25 protein-coding genes are annotated in these 23,690 nt (G+C 38.3%); all 25 read right to left on the reverse strand.

The annotated features are described in order from the left end of the window. Nucleotides 1-95: 95 nt before the first annotated feature. Nucleotides 96-290, reverse strand: coding sequence for a hypothetical protein (locus tag LJE11_RS08280; protein ID WP_173699885.1), 195 nt, complete (start codon nt 288-290; stop codon nt 96-98). A 745-nt stretch (nt 291-1,035) separates the two neighbouring features. After that, on the reverse strand, nt 1,036-1,674 hold the full coding sequence (locus LJE11_RS08285) for an ABC transporter ATP-binding protein (protein WP_020993992.1): 639 nt from the start codon (nt 1,672-1,674) through the stop codon (nt 1,036-1,038). A 14-nt stretch (nt 1,675-1,688) separates the two neighbouring features. Beyond that, nucleotides 1,689-2,699, reverse strand: coding sequence for a hypothetical protein (locus LJE11_RS08290; protein WP_008703631.1), 1,011 nt, complete (start codon nt 2,697-2,699; stop codon nt 1,689-1,691). Beyond that, nucleotides 2,696-2,986 carry a hypothetical protein gene (locus LJE11_RS08295; protein ID WP_008703633.1) on the reverse strand — a complete coding sequence of 97 codons (291 nt, stop codon included), beginning with the start codon at nt 2,984-2,986 and terminating at the stop codon, nt 2,696-2,698. The genes LJE11_RS08290 and LJE11_RS08295 overlap by 4 nt, the downstream gene beginning before the upstream one ends. Nucleotides 2,987-2,998: 12 nt before the next feature. After that, the gene (locus LJE11_RS08300) at nt 2,999-3,997 is read right to left on the reverse strand and encodes a hypothetical protein (RefSeq protein WP_144137085.1); all 999 of its coding nucleotides are present in this window, start codon (nt 3,995-3,997) and stop codon (nt 2,999-3,001) included. 166 nt (nt 3,998-4,163) lie between these two features. Next, complete coding sequence (locus LJE11_RS08305) at nt 4,164-4,625, reverse strand: hypothetical protein (protein WP_020993994.1); 462 nt, start codon at nt 4,623-4,625, stop codon at nt 4,164-4,166. A gap of 397 nt (nt 4,626-5,022) precedes the next feature. Further along, the gene (locus LJE11_RS08310; RefSeq protein ID WP_020993995.1) at nt 5,023-5,730 is read right to left on the reverse strand and encodes a hypothetical protein; all 708 of its coding nucleotides are present in this window, start codon (nt 5,728-5,730) and stop codon (nt 5,023-5,025) included. Continuing rightward, nucleotides 5,727-7,025: a hypothetical protein gene (locus LJE11_RS08315; RefSeq protein ID WP_008703638.1), complete on the reverse strand. Its 1,299-nt coding sequence runs from the start codon at nt 7,023-7,025 to the stop codon at nt 5,727-5,729. The genes LJE11_RS08310 and LJE11_RS08315 overlap by 4 nt, the downstream gene beginning before the upstream one ends. A 2-nt stretch (nt 7,026-7,027) precedes the next feature. Next, the gene (locus LJE11_RS08320) at nt 7,028-7,678 is read right to left on the reverse strand and encodes an ATP-binding cassette domain-containing protein (RefSeq protein WP_432705459.1); all 651 of its coding nucleotides are present in this window, start codon (nt 7,676-7,678) and stop codon (nt 7,028-7,030) included. Nucleotides 7,679-7,721: 43 nt separating this feature from the next. Next, entirely contained in the window at nt 7,722-8,450 is a 729-nt protein-coding gene (locus tag LJE11_RS08325) for an ABC transporter permease (protein WP_020993997.1), read from the reverse strand. An 18-nt stretch (nt 8,451-8,468) separates the two neighbouring features. After that, nucleotides 8,469-9,359, reverse strand: a complete 891-nt coding sequence (locus tag LJE11_RS08330) for a hypothetical protein (protein WP_008703642.1) — start codon at nt 9,357-9,359, stop codon at nt 8,469-8,471. A gap of 1 nt (nt 9,360) precedes the next feature. After that, nucleotides 9,361-10,845, reverse strand: coding sequence for a DUF6034 family protein (locus LJE11_RS08335; protein ID WP_008703644.1), 1,485 nt, complete (start codon nt 10,843-10,845; stop codon nt 9,361-9,363). A 99-nt stretch (nt 10,846-10,944) separates the two neighbouring features. After that, a complete protein-coding gene (locus tag LJE11_RS08340; RefSeq protein WP_008703645.1) occupies nt 10,945-12,366 on the reverse strand; it encodes a sensor histidine kinase in 1,422 nt (473 codons plus the stop codon). After that, nucleotides 12,363-13,028: a response regulator transcription factor gene (locus tag LJE11_RS08345; protein ID WP_008703647.1), complete on the reverse strand. Its 666-nt coding sequence runs from the start codon at nt 13,026-13,028 to the stop codon at nt 12,363-12,365. The genes LJE11_RS08340 and LJE11_RS08345 overlap by 4 nt, the downstream gene beginning before the upstream one ends. Before the next feature lie 337 nt (nt 13,029-13,365). After that, nucleotides 13,366-13,707, reverse strand: a complete 342-nt coding sequence (locus LJE11_RS08350; RefSeq protein WP_020993998.1) for a response regulator — start codon at nt 13,705-13,707, stop codon at nt 13,366-13,368. A 170-nt stretch (nt 13,708-13,877) separates the two neighbouring features. Further along, complete coding sequence (locus LJE11_RS08355; protein ID WP_227295809.1) at nt 13,878-15,206, reverse strand: transposase; 1,329 nt, start codon at nt 15,204-15,206, stop codon at nt 13,878-13,880. A 41-nt stretch (nt 15,207-15,247) separates the two neighbouring features. After that, a complete protein-coding gene (tnpA, locus tag LJE11_RS08360) occupies nt 15,248-15,679 on the reverse strand; it encodes an IS200/IS605 family transposase (protein ID WP_008703654.1) in 432 nt (143 codons plus the stop codon). Between the two features lie 125 nt (nt 15,680-15,804). Next, entirely contained in the window at nt 15,805-16,533 is a 729-nt protein-coding gene (locus LJE11_RS08365; RefSeq protein ID WP_165858238.1) for a sensor histidine kinase, read from the reverse strand. A 246-nt stretch (nt 16,534-16,779) separates the two neighbouring features. Continuing rightward, nucleotides 16,780-17,304: a hypothetical protein gene (locus LJE11_RS08370; RefSeq protein WP_020994000.1), complete on the reverse strand. Its 525-nt coding sequence runs from the start codon at nt 17,302-17,304 to the stop codon at nt 16,780-16,782. Further along, entirely contained in the window at nt 17,291-17,605 is a 315-nt protein-coding gene (locus tag LJE11_RS08375; RefSeq protein WP_227295811.1) for a transporter substrate-binding domain-containing protein, read from the reverse strand. Before LJE11_RS08375 ends, LJE11_RS08370 begins: the two co-directional genes overlap by 14 nt. A 307-nt stretch (nt 17,606-17,912) precedes the next feature. Then, the gene (locus tag LJE11_RS08380) at nt 17,913-19,163 is read right to left on the reverse strand and encodes a HAMP domain-containing sensor histidine kinase (RefSeq protein WP_020994001.1); all 1,251 of its coding nucleotides are present in this window, start codon (nt 19,161-19,163) and stop codon (nt 17,913-17,915) included. 70 nt (nt 19,164-19,233) lie between these two features. Then, nucleotides 19,234-19,938: a response regulator transcription factor gene (locus tag LJE11_RS08385; RefSeq protein ID WP_008703658.1), complete on the reverse strand. Its 705-nt coding sequence runs from the start codon at nt 19,936-19,938 to the stop codon at nt 19,234-19,236. A 168-nt stretch (nt 19,939-20,106) separates the two neighbouring features. Next, the gene (locus LJE11_RS08390) at nt 20,107-20,883 is read right to left on the reverse strand and encodes a C39 family peptidase (RefSeq protein WP_020994003.1); all 777 of its coding nucleotides are present in this window, start codon (nt 20,881-20,883) and stop codon (nt 20,107-20,109) included. Beyond that, entirely contained in the window at nt 20,867-21,718 is an 852-nt protein-coding gene (locus tag LJE11_RS08395) for a CPBP family intramembrane glutamic endopeptidase (protein WP_020994004.1), read from the reverse strand. Before LJE11_RS08395 ends, LJE11_RS08390 begins: the two co-directional genes overlap by 17 nt. A gap of 217 nt (nt 21,719-21,935) precedes the next feature. Next, the coding region (locus LJE11_RS08400; RefSeq protein WP_020994005.1) for a hypothetical protein at nt 21,936-23,690 on the reverse strand (1,755 nt) is incomplete at its 5' end.

Consider the following 23,690-nt stretch of genomic DNA (forward strand, 5'->3'; position numbering starts at 1 on the left):
TCTCAAGTCCAGCTAACCCTTGAACAGTAACTTAGTTTTTTGGCTTGTGCATTTTTATAAAAAATATCAGGCGTTTTCCTCCGGTCAGTTCCCCTTCATCCTTTTCCGCTCCGTCCCTCGACTTCAGCATTTCCTGCCCCAGGATCACATGCGGTTGCTTTTCCAACAGTCATGCAGACCACACTCCGGTGGAAATATTCCATTTCACCTGCACGGTTTTTCCGGGTAAGGCAGTCCGGACAGGATTTTTTTGTGCTGCTGAACAGTTCCACCTCATCAATTCCGGCCACCACATATCCACCAATGGTCCCCTCCCGGAATACACGGTTCTTTTTTAGTGTATCGATCGGCTGAACCGTATCAAACTTATTATTCCAATAGCTGCAATCAAAAGCAGCAACCAGCTATATTTAAGCCTTGTACATATAAAAGTGCACAGAAACAGTAACAGGCAAGAGCCGATCACATTACAGTTAACCATCCAGTCTATTACTTTACCTGTGCATGAGTTCACTATCATATCTCAATTTGCGCTTTTTATTCTGAGTATCTGGATGAAGCAATGCATTTTCACGTATTCCGCTATCTTTCAAAGCCTTTGGATAAAAAACGCTTCCTCAGAAATTTTCAGGACGCATTAGCTTATTACAACACTATGACTCAAAAGATTCCGATAGAAACTCATGATGGAATATATACTGTTCCATATTCCCATATTATTGCCATTGAAGCTCAGGTAAGAAAGGTGATCATACATACGATAAAAATATTCCGAATTTAAAAATACCTATCTTCTGTATCTTGAAAGTATGAGGTAAAACTATAGGGGACATGTAATCTTGCTATTTTTCAGATTCGTAGTCGAGGCGATTGTTATGTGGCATTACTCATCCAGCCTTTTTCTGCCAAAACACTCTGGCAAAATGAGAACTGGTTGCATTTGTCTGCTGTATTGTACTTTATTTCTGTTCTCTCTTATAGATAAAGTATGGAACATACATTATCGTATACGAAATATTTTTTCTTACTCTTTGACTATTTTCCGAAGTATTCCATCTCATATACTTCATCACATAGAATCTCTATATCCTCCCGATTATGACTTGCCAGTATAATCAGCCTATTTTCATTCTTCATCTTCAGCAAAAACTCCCGGATTTCTGCTACACCATTTTTATCAAGGCCATTCATTGGCTCATCCAAGATCAGGATTGGTGGATCTTCCATAATAGCCTGGGCAAGTGCCAGCCTCTGCCGCATACCAAGCGAGAATTTTCCAACCGGGCGTTTCAATTTCGAATCAAGTCCAACTGTGTTTAACACTGAATGCAGATATGATTTATCTGGTCTATTTCGTATCGTGTACAGAAATTCAAGGTTATGGTAAGCACTCCAGTTTCGTAAGAACCCAGGATCTTCGATAATGATACCTGCTTCTGTAAGCATGTCCTTATCTTTTCCCATTACTTTTCCATTTACAGAAACCGTTCCTTCATCACAGGACAGAAAGCCACAGATCGTCTTAAATAAAACTGTCTTCCCGGATCCATTATGTCCGACCAGCCCATATATCCGACCACTTTCACATCTGAGCGTGACATCCTTTAAGACTTTATTGTTCTTAAAATTCTTATTGACATGTGATACCTCTATGATATACTTTTTTTCATTCACAGCAGTTATTCCTCCTATATATCCTCGTTTTCCCAGTTGAACTGCATATATCTGATCTTATGCATGATAAGACCAGTCATTATAGTTATCCCGACTAACAGGAAGACTACCATATATGACAGGGACGGTAACCAGTAATAGGTATGATCTACTGTTGCGATTCTTGCTAACTCTGCCCATACGGTGGGGACAAAACGGGCCAGTTTGTAACAGATTAACGGATGCATATTTAACACCGGAAACAAGGCAATCGCAATAATCTTGTTAATGTATAAGCTAAACAAAAACATCAAAACACCAACAAATGTGCAGATCAGAGTACAGAGCAGGATTTCAAGCAAGATAAGTTCAATGGGCGTATATTCTGAAAAGATATCATAATAAATGAGCACACTGCTCTGGTATTCTGAAAGAGCATTTGTAGTTGCCGCAGTTCTCAGCAGCTTTCCCCATTCATTGCTCCATTCTACTTTTGGCAGTAACACAAGGATTGTACAGGCAATCGTTATCAGCACCATTATCAGTGAGCGAAAAAAAATCCCCCCTATCTGCCCCAATCCCCATTTCTGCCGTCCAACCCGGATTGCATGATACATGCCCGATATACTTGACGTTGCCAGATCAGATGTCCAGGGAAGCTGTAGCCGTAAATACATGATAAATAAAAGTGTTCCTAAAATCATTGTTATTATGGAGGATACATAGATCACGATTACTTTTGAAAGCACATATTTTTTTAAATTTCCCCGTCCAATACTGTACCGTAGATATTTATTTTCAAGATCTTCACAGAATACAGCAGCAAAAGCAGAAGCACAAAACGCATATGCAATCATCTTCCCGGACATTTCAACCGCATATATATAAGTGTCCATAACATTAAAATTTACCATGCCTTTTTCAAAAGCATAATTTTCCAGAGAAAAAATGAAAGAGACTGCTACACCGGCTATCGCCAGATACAGAGAATATTTTTTAGCAATCGCCTGAAATCTGTTTTTAGGTATCTTTCCTTTTCCATTCAATCATCCCCTTGTTTATTCAGAAGAGTATATACAGCGACCACCAGAATCATAAAAATAATTGGTATCCCAGTGGCAAAGAATTTTCTGTTTTTCGCTTTTCTGTTTTGTTTGGATGTGATAATATCTCTGCTGTTCTCTAAGATTTCATTCAATTTTTCATATGGAACCGGCATATTGCGGATTGCCCGGTATATTTCCTTTTCATAATCATTCGGTGCTTCTTCTATACACCTGTTCAGTTTTTTTCTTTCTTCCACTACATAGTAGGGAATTGTTGAACCATCCATACCAACTCTCCTTTATGATGGCAAATTAATTTCTTTGCCTGTTTCTGCATTGACCAGCATTACTGTTTTGTTGCTGCCATTTTCCATCACTTCAAAATACCATATCGGTTCTTCTGCATACTTCTGATCTTCACCAGTGTAAACACGTTCATATAATTTTGCTCGTGTAACCTCATAATTTACATCGTTTAATATGTTGTCATATTTTTCCTCTACTACTGATGCAATCTCATCAAAAGGTTTCAGAGTTACCGTATTCTGTTCATTTTTAAAGTTGTAGATATAATCTATCGTTAAACTCTCCAGTCCACGAGCAGAATAAATGGCCTGTACAGGTGCATTATCTGGAGAATCATCTGACATTTGCTTTGCTACGCTCATCAATTCATGGAATACTGGAATTCCGGTATTTTCCTGATAGGCATAGATAAAATAAGCTTCATCTTCTGACGTTGGTTCGTTCGTTTTTCCTTTTTCTAATAAACCATTATTTAATTCCTGATCCCTTAGTTTTTTCATTGCATCTACACTTAACGGAATCGCCTGGAAAGAGAGATTTTCTGTGTCATATCCGAGTTCATTCATATCTTTTTTTATTTCTGAAATGTATTTGTCTTTATCAAGAGAAACGGAATCACTTGAAAACAAATCTATATAGTCCGACTGCTGAACTCCAAGATATGCATAAAGAGAAGATGTAGCACTCGTCCATGTAATGTTGTAGTCTAAATAGAGACTTGCTCCATCAGAAAATGTATAACTGATAATTTCGCCATTATCTCCATCATATTGTTCTTTATTAGATATCTCTTTTCCTTCAGCGAGCAGGGAATACGCTTTATCTTTGTCATAGCTATGTACACCTTCTACGGTAGTTTTTTGGATTGTTCTGGTATTCATATTTTCCGGTAATTCCAATGTACAGTTAAATTTAACTTTACCAGATTCTGATTCTGCATTATATGTATCAGGGAAGGTGTCTTTGACCTTAGAATCATCACTTTCCAGCATATCCACAACATTGCTTTTTTCAGAAGATACCTGTTTACCGCATCCGGAACTTATGGTTGCGACTCCTAACATAAAACACAGCAAAACTTTTTTTACCATAGTCAATTTCTCCTTTACTAACATTCAGGATCCAGTCTACTACTTTACCTGTGCATGAGTTCATTATTTATTTCCTCCTGAATTTTGCAAGTCCTTCAGGTGCTTTGGGATTTCCAAATGCCTTTTCAGGATAACTTAAAAGAACAACCGCATTTTCAATGCCATTCAGGTTTCCTTCATACCGGTACACATAATACTTTCGTTTTTTGACTGTCACAAGGTCAAATACCTTCTCTGTTACCGATAATCCAGCAGCAAGTTCGCTGAGCTTCTTTTTCATTCCTGACGGGTACAGCAGGCGGTTTGTTTTTAAAGCTCCAATGGTATGGAACCCCTTCTGTACAAATGTGTTGATCATTTTTTCAGAAACATACCCGCAGTCACAAAGGAAATACGCATCTTCAATTGGATGCAGAGCCTGTGACGAAGGCTTTGTCTTTGAAGCTATGGTATCATCCACAATACAAAAAACAGGCTTTCCGGTGCGCTGTGCTTCTGAATAAATAATTTCAACTATAGAGGATTTCAAAGCATTTTCCAGTAGGGTATCATCCCATTTCCCGGAATTGAGGAAATGTGCGATGGTAGTTCTATGGCAGGAACTGTTTTATGCAAAGTCGGTAGTCTTTCCATGGTAACCTGAGATAAAGATACTGATCAGGATACTCATGAGATGACCGATCACTCTGTTCAAAAAAGATCTGCATAAATTTCATTTCTTAAACTGGTGTGAATGTAGAATGACGTATAGTATTTGCGATGGACACCTTCTTTCGTAAATGTTGCAATGTTTGTTTACTTTCATTGTACAACACAAACGATTTAAGGTGTCTTTTTTATGCAAAATCACGAACTTGCTCATTTATAGCTTAAAAGCGAAATCTCTGTTCATTGCATAGGAAGGAGAATTCTTGCTATATATTATGCTAAATTCCTGAAAGTATTTTCTTTGCGTTCTCCAGGTTATTTTTTCCATTTATTTTTAGATATACTTTACTGATTTCAGAAGGCTCTCCTATTTCTCTGCAGAGATCCTGTGCCTGGGAAATGGGTATGTAGATTTCGTTGCCTTCTGTTACTACAGTGGCTTTACAGGGCATATATGAGGTTTGCGGTCCTCTTGCGGAATTGCCGGATAAAGTGGTAAGATCATCCGTGGCTTTGGAAGTATCCTTCTCTTTTTCATCCAGGGAATAAAAAATATTCAGGTTTTCACCCATCTCTAAAAATTTTTCCTGTTGTTTTTTTGAAATGGCATGATTATTATAGTCTTTCATATCCCGTAGGGAACCATTTCCCAGCAATAACAACGGCATCTTCCCCAGTTCATTCTGAGTTGGATTTTTTCCAAACGCATTCATATCAATTCCTGAAAAAGTCGTTGTTTCCGTATAATCTTCAATTTTGATGACAACTGGGACTTCTATGACTGGCCAGATTTCTTTTATACCTTTTATCTTCTTCGCTTTCTGCAAAAAATCTTCATCATAAGCCAGATCTCCAAGTGGGAGCAGCACAGTAAATTGCCGTTTTTCTTCTTTCATGCCTGCCAGCAGCATTCCTAATAATGTAAGTATCAATGCCAGCAGAAGTATGACAAATAAGGTAAAGCTGTCTATTTTTTTTCTTTTCAATGAGAAGCCGCCTTTCTCGCTTCTTCAAGAAGGATATTTTTCTTATGAAGCTTTCTGACCAGAATCAGGATTATGGAAATAAGCAGTACTGCAACAACTGCAGCTATGGAATACCACCAGTTATTGGTTTTCTCCTGGTCATCTTCAACCTTTAAAGATTTTATCTGGGTTTCTTTGATTTCAGAATCAAATTTTATTTCTTCCTCATATGATTTGCCATCTGCATCCTCATACGTAAGAATTAATTGACCTGCACATTTTCCTGTTTTTCCTTTTACATATATGCGAAGACTTCCTTGGGATAAATCTCCGGCCTCTATGGTCCCTAAGAATGCAGTATCGTTTGAGCTTAATTCATCAGCCTTTAAGCTGACACTTGCATTGTATATTTTGTCTCTTCCGAGATTCATTGCTTTTACCGGGATCTCTACTGTATCCATAGTGTATAAAACAGATGGAATATCTGAAGCTTCCAGCTTAACACGAACCGGTTGGATGATCTGAAAAGACAGTAATTCTGTACCGGTAGTTGCCGTTGCTTTCGAATCTTCATAATCCAGAGAAAAAGTAATGACAGCCTGGCCAGGATCACAGTTTTCTGTTATAGTAATCATCTGTTCCAAAGTAATTGCTTCACCAGGAGCCAGGACTTGTACATAAAAAGAGTTTTTCTCAAATTCGATTCCTTTGTTCTCTGTAGAAAGAGAAATTTTTAAACCAAATACATTTTGACTGCAGCTTTTATTTCGAAATGTCAGCGACATTTCTGTTGTAGAACCAGCCTCCAATCGTCCACCCGAAAGATTGCTGTCTTCTAATAATACCTGCGGTTTATGTAATATTTTTTCACTTGATGAGTCTGATGTTGAATTACCTCCTCCCCCACCGCCCGAATACCCTCCGTTGTCTATAACCGGATCTGTTATCTGCGGGGCGTCACCGTCCTCCGGATTATCACTGTCTATTACAACATGAAAAGGATTCGATTTAGAACCATCACCAAAGTCATCTCCTGATGTAAAAATATCCGGATCCGGATTTTCTTTATCGGTATCAGCTTTATCAGGAGTCTTTTCATCCTCTGCCGGAGGTTCGGTACTCGTAGAATCATCCTCTTTTTCATCAAGGGTTAACGAGTTGTCATTCTCATAAGATACGGACGGATCTGAGTCCGTAAATCCTTCTTCAGCAGATGTAATCTCCGTGTTTTGAGGCTCTGTGGCAAAAACGGTAGCTGGAAGAAATATTATTGTCGTACACAATACTAATGCCGTTTTTACAAATAAATTTCTCATTATCAGGCAGTCCTTTCTCTTAAGATTCCTCCATCCATTTCATATACGTGGTCACATAAGATTCTGATGTCCTCTTCATTATGGCTTGCCAGCAAAATGGTTTTTCCTGCTGCTTTTAAATCCAGCAGCAGTTCTCTTATTTCTTCCACGCCATGTTTATCCAGTCCATTAAACGGCTCATCCAGAATCAAAAACAGAGGATCTTCCATAATGGCCTGTGCAATACCAAGGCGTTGACGCATTCCAAGGGAATATTTTCCGACTGGTTTCTTCATGTCCGGATTCAATCCTACCCTTTTTAAGACTATGCGGATATCGGCCTTCGAAATCCGGCCATTCATGTCTGCCAGGATCTCCAGATTTTTAAAGCCCGTATATTGTGTAAGAAAACCGGGAGTCTCGATGATAACTCCAAGACTTTCAGGAAAATCCACATCATGGCCTATTTTTTTTCCAAATACAAAAATAGTGCCCGTAGTTACAGGGAGAAACCCACAGATGCATTTCATAAGGACGGTCTTTCCGGAACCGTTATTTCCAACAATCCCATAGACGTTCCCTGTTTTCAGGGAAAGATTTACTTCCTGTAACACCATGTCTTCACCGAAACGTTTGGTCACGTGTTCTATTTTTACGCAGGTGTTCTGCATCATTCCACTTGCTCTTTCCAGATCACAGGCCAGATTAAATGTCCCTTCAGATTTCTTCCAATCTTCCATATAAAACACCTCCCAGAATTCCCAGCATTACTAATAAAAACAACAGTAGAAATAGCCAAACTCCTATTTTGTCCGGTCCCCAATTTTCATCAGCCAGTATCCATTCTACTGGATAAAACCATATCTGATTCTTAAAATAGCGGTCATGAAGGATAATTCCGAAATAAAAGCTTACAAAAGGGATTCCATATGTCATGTAAGCAGAATCCCATAAAATCCCGCAGCTTCCACCGAAAGTACTTATGATACTTCCGATAAGTCCTGTCCGAAATGCCTTCATGAGTAAGTCCAGAAGTGCATCTTTCTGAATAGCACCCTTTATCTCCAGCGGATAGAACACAATAAAATTGATAAAAAGTACCGTTAGTATAGATAACGTCCAGACCATAAAACCAGATACCATAATGGAAAAGACTTTACCTTCGATATACTGTCTGCGAGTCGTTCTGGGAAGTATCTCCTTTAAAAATCCACTTTTATATTCTTGTAGAATGGAATCACTCCATGGCAATACGGCTGCTACCGGAATGGCAAAAGATACTGCCTGACTTTTTAAGGAACCTTCCAGTATACTGATAAAAGTACCACATGTCAGTGCTTTTTTTAAGCTGGGATAAGTCTGTCCAATGGCTATGGAAATGCAGGCTATCAGCCATGCTGCCAGAAAATTTTTATTAAAAAACATACGTTTTGTTTCACCCAACATAGGTTTTCCCCCTTCCGATCATGTCTTTTCTCCAAGAAATTCAAAGGTATATTTTTTCATCCGGTTAATTGCAAAAACTGCAAGAAGAACTAAAATACCCAGAAAAAACATATAGGAATGCGAGATTTTCGGGAGCAATGGGTCATAACCCAAGTTATGTTTTCCGTATACTGCCTGGTTCAGAGGACTGATCCAGCAGATTAATACATTTACCTGATACATTTCGTATTTTTCTTTATGTAAAATTGCAGCCAGTACTTTCGGGTCCAATAAAAAAACAAAGACACTGTAAAGAAGGCCAAAAATCATCCCCTTAGTCTTCCCTTTATAGAGATTCCCTACAAGGATTACAAAGCTTAAGGTCAGCGAATAACAAAACAGAAGGAAGAAAACCTGCAGCATACAGCCATAGGGTGAGATACTTTCCATGACCCTTACTGTAGAAGGGACCTGCAGGTTTTTTCCTAATTCTGAATAACCAAGCATGGCCGCAGTTTCGCTCCACAGGTTACCTGGATAACTCTTTTTCATACACAGCACGGCCGTAAACAGCAGCATCAAAACCGTATATAAAACAGTTACAAGAATAACATAAATGAATTGACCTAAAAGCCATTTCCTCTTGGTTGTCCGGGTCAGCTGGTATGGAGTAATAGGTGTCATCTTCGGCAGGTCAGAAAACATAAGAAGCAAGAGCAGCGAACTGGACAGTACTGCTATCCCATCCCCAAATGTCCAGATAAATGGTTCAATGGCCTGTACCGGTGTATCGTAGGTCTCCATTACAACCATGATTCTGCCTGTAAGCAGGAAACTAAGTACAAATTCTAACAGAAATATAAAAATAACTTTGGGATTGCGTAAAAATCCGAAGAAATTGTACCTTACAATTCCAAATACCTGTCTCATGTCAGTAACCCAGATCCCGGTCTATGATACTGCCATCCACGGCATTAATGGTAAGGAAACTTTCATTCGGATCTTTACTGGTATTTGATTCTGTTTCTCCGTTATATTCACTTTCTGAAGTCATGCTGCCGAAAAAATCCCAGACGGGGATCAAAACACCTGTGTGTGCGTCAGTAGACGGCTCATATATTCTGGCATAACCAAGAACGATCCGATCAATATTATAGACCCTGGAATTTTCATATTGCATATTATCAGCGTTTGTTACCACCATCATTTTTTCATAAATTTTCATAACCTCGCTGAATGAAAGAAGATTTAAATTCTCTGTCTTTATTTTACCAATTGTGTAGGGATTTGAATAAGTCATGCTTTCTATGCCATCTTTATCGACATAGAAACAGAGACTTTCATAAGACCATGTTTCCATTGTGCTGTCCATATCTTCCAATGCCCCACCGTCTGCAACTGTCTGAGTTACCGGCACACCATTTATGGTACGTGCATAATCAATTCTATATCCATTTCCAAAATTACCTGAACTATTATCGCCTTCAAAACTTTTGCACACCGCGTAATTCCAGTTAGAAAACTGTAAATCTGTGATGCCCATTTTTTCAACTTTTTCCTTTACAAGTTTTTTTGCTTCATCCAGGGACAGCCCGATAGATTCTTCTGTGGGTTTTTCTTCCTCTTCAGAATATCCGTAATCACACCACATTGCATCCTCCGGTATTTTTTCCCCGCCCTTGTTTGCTGCTTTCTTGATCTTGACTGACAAGGTATCGGAGCCATCGGAAGATATTTTATAATAGAATTGTGAATCGTCTGGCATTTGTGCAATACAATCGAAAAAATTTCCGGCAACAGGTTTTGCCTCTGTCAGGGTTTTCTTTTCCGGAGCAGTTTCGTATTCCTGTTCCCATGTCTCAATATCTTCATAGATATCATAGACATAATTCCCATCATCATCTGTTCCATAGTTATACGGATCCAGGTTTCCGTTTGCAACGTCTTCTTTTAGTTCATCCAGAGTTTTTTTAATTTCATCCTTTGTCTTCACATAATAACTATCCATGGTATAAAGTTTTGCCTCTGAGAAGAATGCGTTTGTAATACGGTCTAGAAGCTCCTGGGTAACTTCTGCCGCGGTGACAGAAATAGCAGATATCTTTTCCACTTCCGGAATTTCTACACTTGCATCTGTATTTACCACGAGTTTGGCACTGTCATCTTCCACATGGCTTTTATAATTTTGAGGAGCATCGATGAGATTCCTGATGGTTGTCTTTGACTCTGAACCGTCATCGTTCTTGCTTTCAGATGCTTCTCCTTTAGAACCGCTAACATCATCCGCTTCCGTATAAGCATCTACAGCTTTGCTCCCCTTCGGCTTTACCAAAGAAGAATCCGGGGTCTGCGCGCATCCTGTAAACATTCCAATACAAAGCACTATTCCTGCAAACTTTTTTATGTTTTTTCTCATTTCTGGTAATATCTCCTTTCTAAGGTTGTTATAAGTATACCATCGAGCATTACACCAAATCTTTCGCGATTTGTAACTGATATGTAAACGTTAGTGTAATCACCAGAAAACAGAGACGGTAGTTCCTTTTCCCTGATTGCTTTCAATCTTCAGTTGGAAATCGTGCAGTTCTATAATTTTATGACATAAAGAAAGACCGAGCCCTACACTTCCTTTTGCCCTGGAACGAGATTTGTCTACCATATAAAATGGTTCCGTCACCATTTCCAGATCCTCTTTCGGTATTCCCTTTCCAAAATCCTGAACCATCAGATGGTCTGGGGTTGCCTCAAGCACAATTTTAGATTCTTTCCTGGAAGCTTTGACTGCATTATCAATTAGATTTGTCACTACACTTATCATTAAGTCCTGATCAAACTTCTTTACCAATTCTTTTGGTTCACAAAATACATCAAGAGAGATGTTTTTTTCTTGAAGCCTGCAATCAATAAGTTCTTTTACTTCTTTCAGGAAATTATCCACCTGTATTTCCACTGGATTGAATGAGTCTTCCGAAGCTTCATAGAGTCCGGTTAATTCCAGCATTTTCATAGAAAGTCTTGACAGCCTGCGACATTCATTTTCAATATAAATAAGAGCCTTCTCCTGCCTTTCCGGGGTTAGGCGCACAGTAAGCAATGTATCTGCATAACCTATGATTGCAGTCATTGGGGTCTTCAGCTCATGAGCCAGACTTCCAATAAGCTGTTTTTGTGTCCGGTTTATGTTAGAAAGACTTTCAATTTGTTCTTTTATTTTACCTGTCATAAAATTAAAGGTTGCACCTACCTGCGCAAGTTCTGTATTTCCCTCTGACGGTACTTTAAAATCATAAATACCTTCAGAAACAAGAAGCGTAGCTTCTCTTAGACTTGTAAGCGGTGCTGTGATTTTTCGAAGGCTCAAATAAAGGATAATTCCCATCACCACGATCAAAGATAAAGTAAATCCACCCGTCTGAAAAAACAGCAGATGACTTTTTTCTATTACATCTGTTATATCTTTATAAGTAACAATCTGATATCCCATATTTACATTGCCATAGTAAAATAACAAAAGTGTCCTTCCATTTATCTGACTGATCATAGGGCCATGACCGTCACTGTTGCTGCCATGATCCACCATGTTTGCCTTACTTGCACATAATTCTCTTAACTTTTTTACATCGAATTCATAAACAGTTCCATTATAGGTCATTTTTCCATCAAGATACAAAACCGCGCTGTCATGAAAAACCTGCCGAAAAGCATAAGTAACTATTTGGGGGCGCATTTCGTTGTCGGCATTCTGTTTCTGATTTTCAGAAAGGCTTGTTTTATTTTCAAACTGTAAGATATTTATTCTGAATATACTGCTTTCATAACTGTTGATATTCTGTATACTCTGATTTTTCCAACAATAAGTGGTATAGAGAAAGATCCCTGACGATACCAACAGAATGATACATGTAGTCTGAAAAAAGATCTTTATTAAGAGTTTCATAAATCCACCTCAAGTCTGTAACCGATTCTGGGAATTGTTTTAATCTTATCCTGCCAGCCAAGTTTTTTCCTGATACGACCCACATGTGCATCCACAGTTCTTGTTTCTCCGCAGAACTCTTCATTCCACAGTTCCTGCAGAATCTGATTTCTGGTCAGTGCTTTATTCGGGTTTTTGGCGAACACCATGAGGCAGTTATATTCCATTGGCTTTAAATAGATTTCCATGCCCAATTTTGTAACAGTACGACTAGCAGTATCAATGATGACATCGCCAATTTGAATCTGTTCTTGTACAGTGCCATTACGTTCCAGTACTTTTTCAAGACGGACCATCACTTCCAGCATTTCAAATGGTTTTACAATATAATCTTCCGCACCGTCTTTTAATCCCTTTATCTTGCTCGCGATATCTCCCTTTGCGGTAAGAAATATTACGGGGATTTCATACTGCTTCAGTTTCGGTAACAGGCTATAGCCGTCTCTTCCGGGAAGCATGATATCTACAAGTGCACACTGAAACGCATGATCTTGAATAATTGCTTCATATGCCTCATTTCCATCCAGATATCCTACTGTTTCATACCCTGCAATCTCCAGATTCATACACAGCAGGTCATTGATTGACATTTCGTCTTCTATCACAAGAATTCTTGCCTTCATAGTTTGTCACCTCACATGTTTTTATAAATATCTTTTCACAGGTTAATTATACATTAAATTCTATATTGCAGTTGTAACTGATTTGTAACAGCAAAAAAGGAAACTCATATAGTTTTCATTCACTATAAACCTTGCATATAAAAGAATCCATGTACAAAATAAGGGAATATATAAACAAAATGCATCAGTTAACAAACATCGGAAGAGGGGCATATCATTGTCCAATTGATATGCCCCCTCTTTGTCTGAATTACTGTTCCATTTTATAAATTTACGCATAATATTTCGTACTACGCCATGTTTCTATGGCTGAATCGAGCTAATAAGAACGTTACTGTTAATTGTGTTTATATCTACTTAAGGCACGAATCAGTTTTTCTGACTCCAGTGGTTTGGTAAGATAATCGTCCATTCCAGGCTTCAGTGCTTTAGTCTTATCTTCTGTAAAAGCATTGGCGGTCATAGCTATAATCACAACAGCAGATGCATCACTTCTGTTCATTGTACGTATTTCTCTGGTAGCTTCCATGCCATCCATAACTGGCATCATAATATCCATCAGAATTACATTGACCTCACCAACACCTGATTTTGCAAATGCTTCAACAGCCTTCTTGCCGTTTGAAGCCCTTATAATTACTGCTCCTGCATTTGTCAGAAGGAATTCCGCAATTTCCATGGTGGATCTCACATGACTAAAGTCATATGCCCCTCAGTCGCTTTAAGCGACAAGGCTAAATATCGGCGGATACGCCTGTAACTTAGGATATGCGCAGTCATGCGCTTTTTTCCATGCCAGATATGGCAGGTTCCCACACCACAGGTAGTCCGCTGTATATCTGCCTGTGTTTATGCTGCTCTTAAGAGTTCCATTTCTAAAAATAGTTCTCTTAAGTCCGCATATACACATGAGATCCTACGCTTTACTGAAGGGACTTTTGCCTCCAGCAAGGACCTTTCCGTTACCGGAAGGGGTTTTAAAAGTTCCCGTATAAAATATCTTGCTCCAATATTATAGGACGCAGAAAGATCACAGTTATATCTTTTTCCATTCTGGAATGTACAGAGGCTGTGATTGCCCGGATCACGGACAACTGTTCCTGACCCATCATAGGCAAGCCTGCTGGTATTCCATGCACAGATCCTGGATATCCGTATCCCTCTCCTATGTGCCTGGTGTTCACATCTTTTCTGGATATCCCTTTTTCGCCATAGGTGCAGCTTCTGTTTCTTTCTTCCGGATATCTTTCCTTTTGTTTCCAGATACTCAAACACGATCACATCCGCATGGTTTTCTTCTGCATATCCTGTGACTGCTCCTGCAATCTTTCTTCCGAGTTCTGTGTTAAGGCGCTTCGCATAAGCCCACCTGCTTTTCACCTGTGCAGAGCCATGCTCGCGCTGGAATCTGCTTATCCGTCCCAGTACACTGTACATCCGGTCTTTTTCACTGGGAAAATCAATAAACCTTCTTCCCAGGACAGTTCCATCTGACCGCATAATGGTACAGACTGCATCCGTATTGAGTCCTAAGTCCACACTGCAGATAATCCGTTCTTTTGCAGGTGTCTTTGTAAGCGGCACTTCTTCCGTATAAGAAAAACGCAGGAAGTATTTACGATGCCTTTTTTCCAGCACGGGAGCTGCAGCTTTTTTTCCTGCCCAGTTCTTTCTGAGATATTCCATATCTGTATGGCTGAGGCTGACCCGGAACCATTTCCAGTCATGGCCGTCATAAAGTTTCAGGCACACTCTATCTTTTTCTTCTGTATCCTCACGGTACATCACATCACGGTAGAATACCGGTATGGCATGATTATCACACACCAGCTTCGGCCTGCCGCCTTTCTGATCCGTTTTTTTCCACAGTCCCAGCCTTGTCTTATATGAGGATACACTTCCCAGTGCATGCTGGATAGCTGCCCTTCGCAGATAAGAAGGCATCTTTGGAAATCGCAGGTCAAAATCAAACCTTGCCTGGTTCTTTTTGGTGGTATGCACCAGATGTTCTGCCGTGTTGAAACGTTTTTTAGGTTCCGTGATTACTGCCAGTTCATCCCATGTCTGAGCATAGATCCCAATCAGACAACTGACCGCAGAACGATAAATATCCAGTGTCTGGCAGATCGGTATATTCTGTTTTCGCAATTCTACGCCATAACTGGATACTATCCTCATCTTTTTTCCTTCTTACAAATATAAATACGGGTTCTTTCAGGTTACTGTCTTTCTTTTTGCCCTTCGATATAAGAACATACCTGTTCTCTGCTCCTGTCACTCACTGTTACGGCACAATAAGATGGATTCCACAGATGCCCTCCCCAAAGCTCCTTCTTCAGTTCTGGATGCGCAAGAAACATCTGCCGGGCAATGTTCCCCTTCATGATCTTGATCATATCAGAGATATAAAACTGTGGTCTGCAGTCTACAAGCAGATGGATATGATCCGGCATAACCTCCATTGCCAGGATCTGAAATTTATATTCTTCTGCAAGGTCACAGAGCATTTCTTTGCATTCTGTATCAATACCATCTTTTAAAACCTTTTTCCGGTATTTTGTACACCATACCAGATGATACTGCAGGGAATACACATATCCTCTACCATATGAAAGTTCATTATTATTGATATTAAACATATTTTTCTCCATGTTTTTATTATACCATATGCAAGAACATTTTGCAAACATTTGTTCTGCCTTTTTTCAAAAAAATAGTGCATCTAACTCATCACTACTACAATATATTTATGAAGTAACGAGAATGCGACACACAGTTATTCAAATTTAATCGTACCGCCCATTTTCTCTATTAGTTTTTTTGTAATTGGCATACCAAGACCTGTTCCTCCATAAACAGATCTTGCACCGCCTGTTTCCTGAGTAAATGGTTCAAAAATATGGTTCTGAAATTCTTTACTCATTCCAACTCCTGTATCCTTGCATTGAAACTCAAACAGTATATGCCTGTTATCTACCTGTGTTTCATAATAGCTGAGCAGTATCTCTCCTTTTTCTTTATTATACTTGACAGCATTACTTATGATATTCATAAGGATTCTTTTTAAATGGACCGGACTCCCATTCAAATATCTGTATTTCAGATTGTATTCTTTTTCAGATAAGCTGATTCCGCGTTCATATACCTGTTTTTCTATCACTTCTCTTATTTCGTGCAGTAGCCTGTTAATATCAAAATCCTTATTTTCCAGCACAATTTCCTCTGACTCTAATTTGCTCATATCAAGCACTTCATTAATAAGCTCCAAGAGGTATCCTGAAGCATCCCATATTTTCCTGCGGCACTCATCTTGCTTTTTTAAATCATCTTTATAATAATCAGCCACCTCGATCATGCCACGGATTCCGTTAATAGGAGTTCGGATATCATGACTCATTCGCTGCAGAAATTCTGTTTTTGCATTATTTGCCATGTCAGCTCTTTGAGCTTCTTGCAAAAGTTTCTGCTTACAGGCTTCTTCCTGCATCATCTGAATCTTCAACAATTGCGCATTTGATCTCCTGCGGAAGGCAAATACGGAAGCAGCCACAAAAATATACAACAGTAACACAACCAACAGGTTTTTAAAAACAGAAGCAAACGCCATTTGCTCATCTATAAACATATAAATATAGTAATCACGCCCCTTAGTCATTCTGCCAATATATCTGCATTTTCTGTCTGAAACACGGACCAGTTTGTTAACTGGTTTCTGTTTTTCCTGTTGGATAATATTAATACCTCCAGAGCTCTATCCGATCAGATTTTCGTCATTTGAAGCAACCACATTTTTTCCATCTGTTACAACGATCATTCCGCTGGAATATGTATCATAGCCACTAAGAAGGCTCTGGATCGTAAGATTATAGTTTCTGGCATACTCAGCCGATGTATGATAAAAAGTGATAATTATGCCTTTTTCGTCAGAGCGTCCATATGCAGCCAGATCCACCTGTGACCCATCCTCAAGAACGATACTTGCAGCATATGTTTTCAGCTTATCCTTTGTAACTTCATCCTTTGTATGCGTCAGATTACGATTAACCTGCTGGGCATTTTCAATTGCACGCATTAAACCTTTTGTTTGGGATGCTTCATTATATCTGTTATAAATATAACATTGTTCTTTCACATATTTCAGAGTCTCGTCCATTTGCCTGGCAACTGCTTTTATATCGGTTTTTACAGAATAAACTATAGTTATCAGAAACAGAAGCAGTCCCGCCGTGATAACGATGATTTGAGTCTGCCGTCTGGACAGTTTAGTTATTTTCAATTTTATCCACCTCCAGATATCCACTGGTTTCGGGAAGATATTTTTTTAGAATTTTCTCTTCACTTCCATCTTTTCTCATTTCTTTAAAGATTTCTGTGAGTTTTTCCGGAAGTTCACTATCCGTGTTTTCAGGAAAAGCTACCCCGATTCCTGTAGTCAGGATAGCTTCGTCCAGGATTCTTATCTTTGCCCCGTAATCTTTTATATACTGTTGTACGGAGGTTTCATGAGCTGCTATGGCATCAACATAACCTTTTCCAAGAGAGGTAAAAAGCAGTTTTCGGTTTTCTAAGCTATACACATCTTTTACATAAAAGATATAATACAAAACATGCACAAAATTTTATATTTTTTACAAAGAACAGGTGATTTTTCAAGTGGGTCATGTTATGTAAATTTCACTCAGAGTGGTGCTCCATCACTTTCACTCTGAAACTCCATCTTCATTTTTACTTGTGCCAGTTTTATTTCCGGTACTCCTTCAGAAATGGACATAAAAAGCGCCATAGGTTTTTTCCAATGCCTATGGCGTGTAAATAATTTTCTACTCTGCGGATACCTTGTTTATGATTGTCTGCCTGAACAGGCATCTATGCCAACAGATTTCTCTATACTTTTGAAATTTTATGATACTCTTTTTTCTCTGGAAAATACAAAACTATACAATAAGTTAAATCGTCTGCGTTAACTTCCATTCGCCCATCCATCTGCTCCATCATAATAGAAATATTCTGCAACCCAATCCCTGTTTTTTGATGCTCAGAATCAAACCTGGTAATACTATTTTGAATACTGATTCCTACTTCTTCATTCCCATAGCAAAGCTGTATACATACCTCATTTTCATGTTTTCCATATTTTTCAATATTAGAAATAATATTATTCATAATTCTGCCAATAAAATCTGTATTTATACATACAGATATCTGTCTCCACTCCAACCGATCTGTATTTACTTTAAATCCTTCATATTCCAGTAAAGCACACAGTTCAGAAAGATAATCTCCAAAAGCACACATAATATCTTCTGCAGGTTCCAGTTCTATATGGTGTCGTGAATTTACAAAAAAATATTCAAACATCTGCTCCGACAAATCTCTGATCTGAAGTACACGATCAAAGGCTTTATTTATATATTCCTGAGTAACCGCACCTTCTTTTTGCTGCTTTTTTAGAATCTCAAGATATGCCATCAAACCAGTCAGAGGAGTACGCAGATCATGTGACATTCCTAACACCAGCTTCTCCTGTGCACTCTTCAGGTCATACTCTATCTGCTCTTTTTTCACCAATGTTTGTCTCATATGTTCCAGTCCACTGGCTAACTGTGCAATCTCATCTGTTCCCTGAACAGTTACATTCCCCTGCAAATTTCCTCTGCTGATTATATTTACCTCTTTCATAAGGCATTGTATATATTTTACATTCTCATACATTCCAGATACAACAATTCCAATACACACCGCGACTCCAAGTACAACAGAAAAGACCATCAATATGTTAAAATATTTATCCGCTGTTCCTTCATATATATATACATCTGCCGTTCCATCCTTAAATGAAATTCTATGGTACATTCTCCATGTCAGATTTGGTATTTCTCTGCTGCCATACATAATTTTACCGTTGTAGGAAATATCAAACAACAGCCATTTTCCCCTTGAAATCGTGAAGTCATCAATATTTCGTTCTGTACCCCATTTTTTCAACATTTTATAATCAGATGCACTCAACTTATTTTGTGTGACATATTCCTGAAGTTCTTCTGCACGTTCTGTCTCTTCAGCATAAACATATCCTGTACGAAAGAAAAAGCGTTGCAGTAACCCCTTTCCCCCGAAATATGTCACGCTTAACACTAATAAACCTGCTAATAACCCCTGCATAAGATAGCAAATTATCTTGCCTGTCAAACTATTTCCGCAAATTTTATCCAAGGCGATATCCCTTTCCCCATACGGTTTGAATCATCTTTGGCTTTTGTGGATCATCTTCGATTTTCATTCGTAATCTTCGGATATGCACCATAACAGTATTTCCAGATGAATATAAGAACGGCTCCTCCCACAAACTCTCATAAAGATTTTTTACCGAGAATACCTTTTTCGGGTTTTCCATCATAAGCAATAAGATTCTGTATTCCATTTCTCTGAGACTGATTTCCTTTTCATTGCGGAATACCTCATTACATTGAGTATTCACTTTTACTTTTCCATATTCAATCCAATGTTCTTTTGTCTTCTCACCTTGTAATGTCTGACTATATACATGATATCTTCGTAGTAACGCTTTAACCCGGGCAAGAAGTTCCGCATACGAAAATGGTTTCACGAGATAGTCATCACCTCCTGCCATAAGTCCGAGTAATTTATCAGATTCCTGACTTTTGGCTGTCAGAAACAACACTGGAACATGTGAGATTTTTCGAATTTCTTCACAAGTTTTTATCCCGGATATTCCCGGCATCATAATATCAAGAATAACAAGGTCAATATCATCTGATACTTTTTTCAAACACTGATATCCATCCTCTGCTTCCTGAACAATATATCCCTCACCTTCAAGAAGTATCCTCACTCCTTCTCTAATTGCTGCATCATCTTCTACAACCAAAATATGATTATCCATTTTCATCCTTTCGTCTTCTATAGCGATTCCATAAAATAATGCAATCAAGACAGTTCAGCAGAGTGCGAAGGACAAGGAAGATACCTGCAGGCGTGCTGACGCACGGCAAAGATATCTGACGCAGGACTTCACGCTATGATGGACTGGGTTGTTTGCAATATTTTATGGAATTGCTTAAGCTGCATATACCCATATTTGCTGACATTGAGAAATCAGGGTCGTATATTCCCATTTTTTTGAACTGTTTGTATAGCTGAATGGATCGTTTACAGAAAATTTCTTTCTGGAATAATCATAAATAACAATAAAATGCCCTGAATTTGTAAAATCTCCGGGACCCATAGCACAGATTATCAGATTTCCATCTTTAAGTCTGTCGGCCATTTCCTGTTCTCCCAGCATATCAAATTGCGAAGCAATTACACCGTAATCCAAAGCAGCTTCTCTCATGAATTTCCAGGATGTTCCAATACCATCCACATAATATCCCTCGTTCATGGATTTTTGCGCAAGCACAGGTGGTATTGCCTCTGTATTTCTGGTTAAACTGTATATTACCATTGCCATGCACGTCGGACCACATCCGGAAATTCCTATATCACTTGTTCCATAAGGTTCATATCCCCATCTTTTATCCCATTGAATAAATAAAGGAACTTTTTTCTTCTGTTCCTCAAATGTAAGTCCTTCAGAAGACTTCTTGTGTACATCATTGTATCCTTCGACAAATTCCAGCATTTCCGGATTCCTTTTTAAATCCTCTAAAAGAATATCCGGATAATTTTCTGTATGTAAAAATATCTTCTTCCACTCTGCACTTTCCATTATCTGTTTTTTGTAAGCGTCTGTCAATATAATACCCTCTTCAGTTTTTTTCGCTCTTACTGTCACAACTATCCATGCTGCCAGAATTAAAATCAGAAGAATAATTTTACTACAACTTTTTCCCATATGTTTTTTTCTTTTTTTCATCATAAATCACCATTAATATGATCCCGGTAAATCCTGCCATTGTTGGAATTGAAGCTGTAAACCCTACCGAACCATTAATTCCTGTAAGCAACATATTTTTACTGTTTACAGTATACATCCATATTGCAGGAAAGTTCTGTGCCACATCAATATGAAAAATCTGGCTTTCTCCTGATAGAATATTATACAGACAATGAATCATAACCGAAGACCATATAGAACCTGTCTGCTCTGTAACAAGTGCCAATGCAATTCCTGCAATTTCAACAGAAATAATCATCATAATTACTTTTTTTATATCAGAAGTATCAATCCCATCAAAATGATAAACAGCGAATAAAAAACTTGAAACAAACACTGCACATTTCTTTCCAAAAGTATTCTGAAGCAATCTTAAAATCATACCACGAAAGACAATTTCTTCTGTTACTGCCGCTTTAATACCTGATGATAAAATAGAAATTGTAACTACATCTATGATTTCTTTATATGTAAGGTTTCCTTTTTCAAATGTTCCCTTTGTAAAAAATATATAAAAAAGGCATATTAATACCGGCATTAATACCGCTGTTATACACCACTTTTTTTTCGGAAGCGGCATTCCTAAAAACAAATCCTGCATTTGAATTCTTATAATATACTTCGTATATAAATATATCATGGTCAGCAGGCTCAAAATCGCAAATGTCACATATAGAATTCTCACATATGGATTCTTCTCACATATCCCATATGCAAATGCTATACTAAATTCATCCGTAAGCTGAATAAGAATGAATGCTATTGCAATATGGAACGTACATTTTATTTTCATAAATGCTCCTTTACTTTTCTCCTCATGTATTATTTTCTAAGAGTTATCTCTTAGAATGTACTTATACAATAACATTTAATTCTTACCTGTTCATTTAACTGTACCTTAACTATTCTTAACTATCTTCAAGCAGATGCAAGGCCTATGACGAAAGCTTTGCCTTAGAAGCTATAGCATCATCCATGGTCATGTTCCCCATAAAATTTGTTTTTCATGTCTACCATCCGAATGCGTCCCGGATCAAAGCCCCGGTTTCTCCGTCTATATAAAACAATTCCTGTTCTTCTGGTGAATCCTTCCATTGGTAGGGACAGCAAAAACTCCATACAGGTCTGTAAACAATTCCATCTGCAGTTTCATCAATATAATATTTCAGGCGGATTTTCGTAACTGGAATCGTGATTGGTTCTGTTTTCTCCGTCGTGTCCTCTTCCGTAAAAAATCCGATTTTTCCTTCTTTTACATATTGTTCCACCGATTTCATAATTTCTTCCATGGGAAGCATAGTAACTGTTTCTTTCTCTTTCACCTGAAGCGGGATTGGTATTTTGAAATAGCAGTCTTCAGGCTTGAGACCAAATCCTGTGCTTCCCTGATAACGATACTGAGAAAGTCCACCTGCCGGTATTCCATTCAACATAACTTCTGTGTCGTAATAATCATATCCTTCCGTCATGTCGCTAATTGGTTTTCTTACAGAAGTTCCAGATAAATCAGCTTTGGAAAACAGTTGATTTATAATATTTAATTTCTCATCTTCCGTATTCTCGCCTAAAAATCCCAGATCTTTTTCACTTAATCCATCACACTCTATCATCCCATCCGAAATAAATAACTGCAGTCCTTTTTCTTTATTTTCCCAGACCGTTTCATCTGTTACAGATTTTTCCCATCCATCTTTCCCACCAAACCAGGAGCAGATATCTTTCTCTGATATACTGCATTTTTTCAGAACTCCCTTTGAAACGTCATCGGTATTTCCGGTAATATCAGCTTCTATTGTAAGGGTTCCTGATTTCCCTGGCAGAGAAGCTGTTACATGGTTTTCCTTTACCTGCAACATTGTTTTCTCCGGATCATATTTTTCATTTACACTCGTAGTATTTGACGAACTTTCCAAATCTGTTGTGTTCTGCGTACTCTCACCCGAAGATGGTTCTACTCCGGTGTCAGCAGCCTGCAATTTCCCTTCTTTTCTATATTTTTCAATGATGTCCCTTACTTCATCCTTTAATGGAAGGGTTAACGTAAGAGTCTGAGGCGTATATCCTCTGTAAACGTCCTCCGCAGGAAGTGCATAAGAAACCCTTCCTTCTGAATCTGTAAAAGAACCAGTTTTAAAAATCTTTTCGTAAGCTTCAGTGTCTTTCCAGGTATAATAAATTTTACCGTCATAAACAGGATATGCCTGAATAGTCATGGAAAGTTCTACTTCAGAATCTTCATTTAATATTTTCTCAATCAAAGCGTCATCATACAAAGTAATATGCCCATAATAAAGATCTTCTCCTTCTATTTTATTTAAAGAAGCCAGTGCATCTTTTCCATTCACCGTTGCATGATCACAGCAAGTGATCATATAATTCTTTGCCTCATTGGAAGGTTCTCCCACAAAACTTAAACCGCCGCCATCAAAATACGCTTCTTTAACAGTCAGCATGGACTGATTCCAATCGACCACCTCGGGAGTTATTGGATAAGAAGTAATATTTTCCACATTTTCTGCAGTTGACTCAGGTTCTGTGACAACCATTTGAGCTGCCTCCTGTTCAGCGACACCCTGTTGTTCAAGTTCTTTATACAGTCGTCCGATATTTGTTGCAAGTACACCAGTACTAACTCCTAATATAGCAGCTACCGGAAGAAGAATCCGAATTATTTTTTTCTTATTTCCTGAATTTTTCGTTCTTTCTCCATCTACTACAATATATTTATGGTTAATATCCCTTACATCCAGTAAGGAATTATCCAT

Source organism: Blautia sp. DFI.1.216 (genome assembly GCF_020594215.1).
Lineage (GTDB): Bacteria > Bacillota > Clostridia > Lachnospirales > Lachnospiraceae > Blautia_A > Blautia_A wexlerae.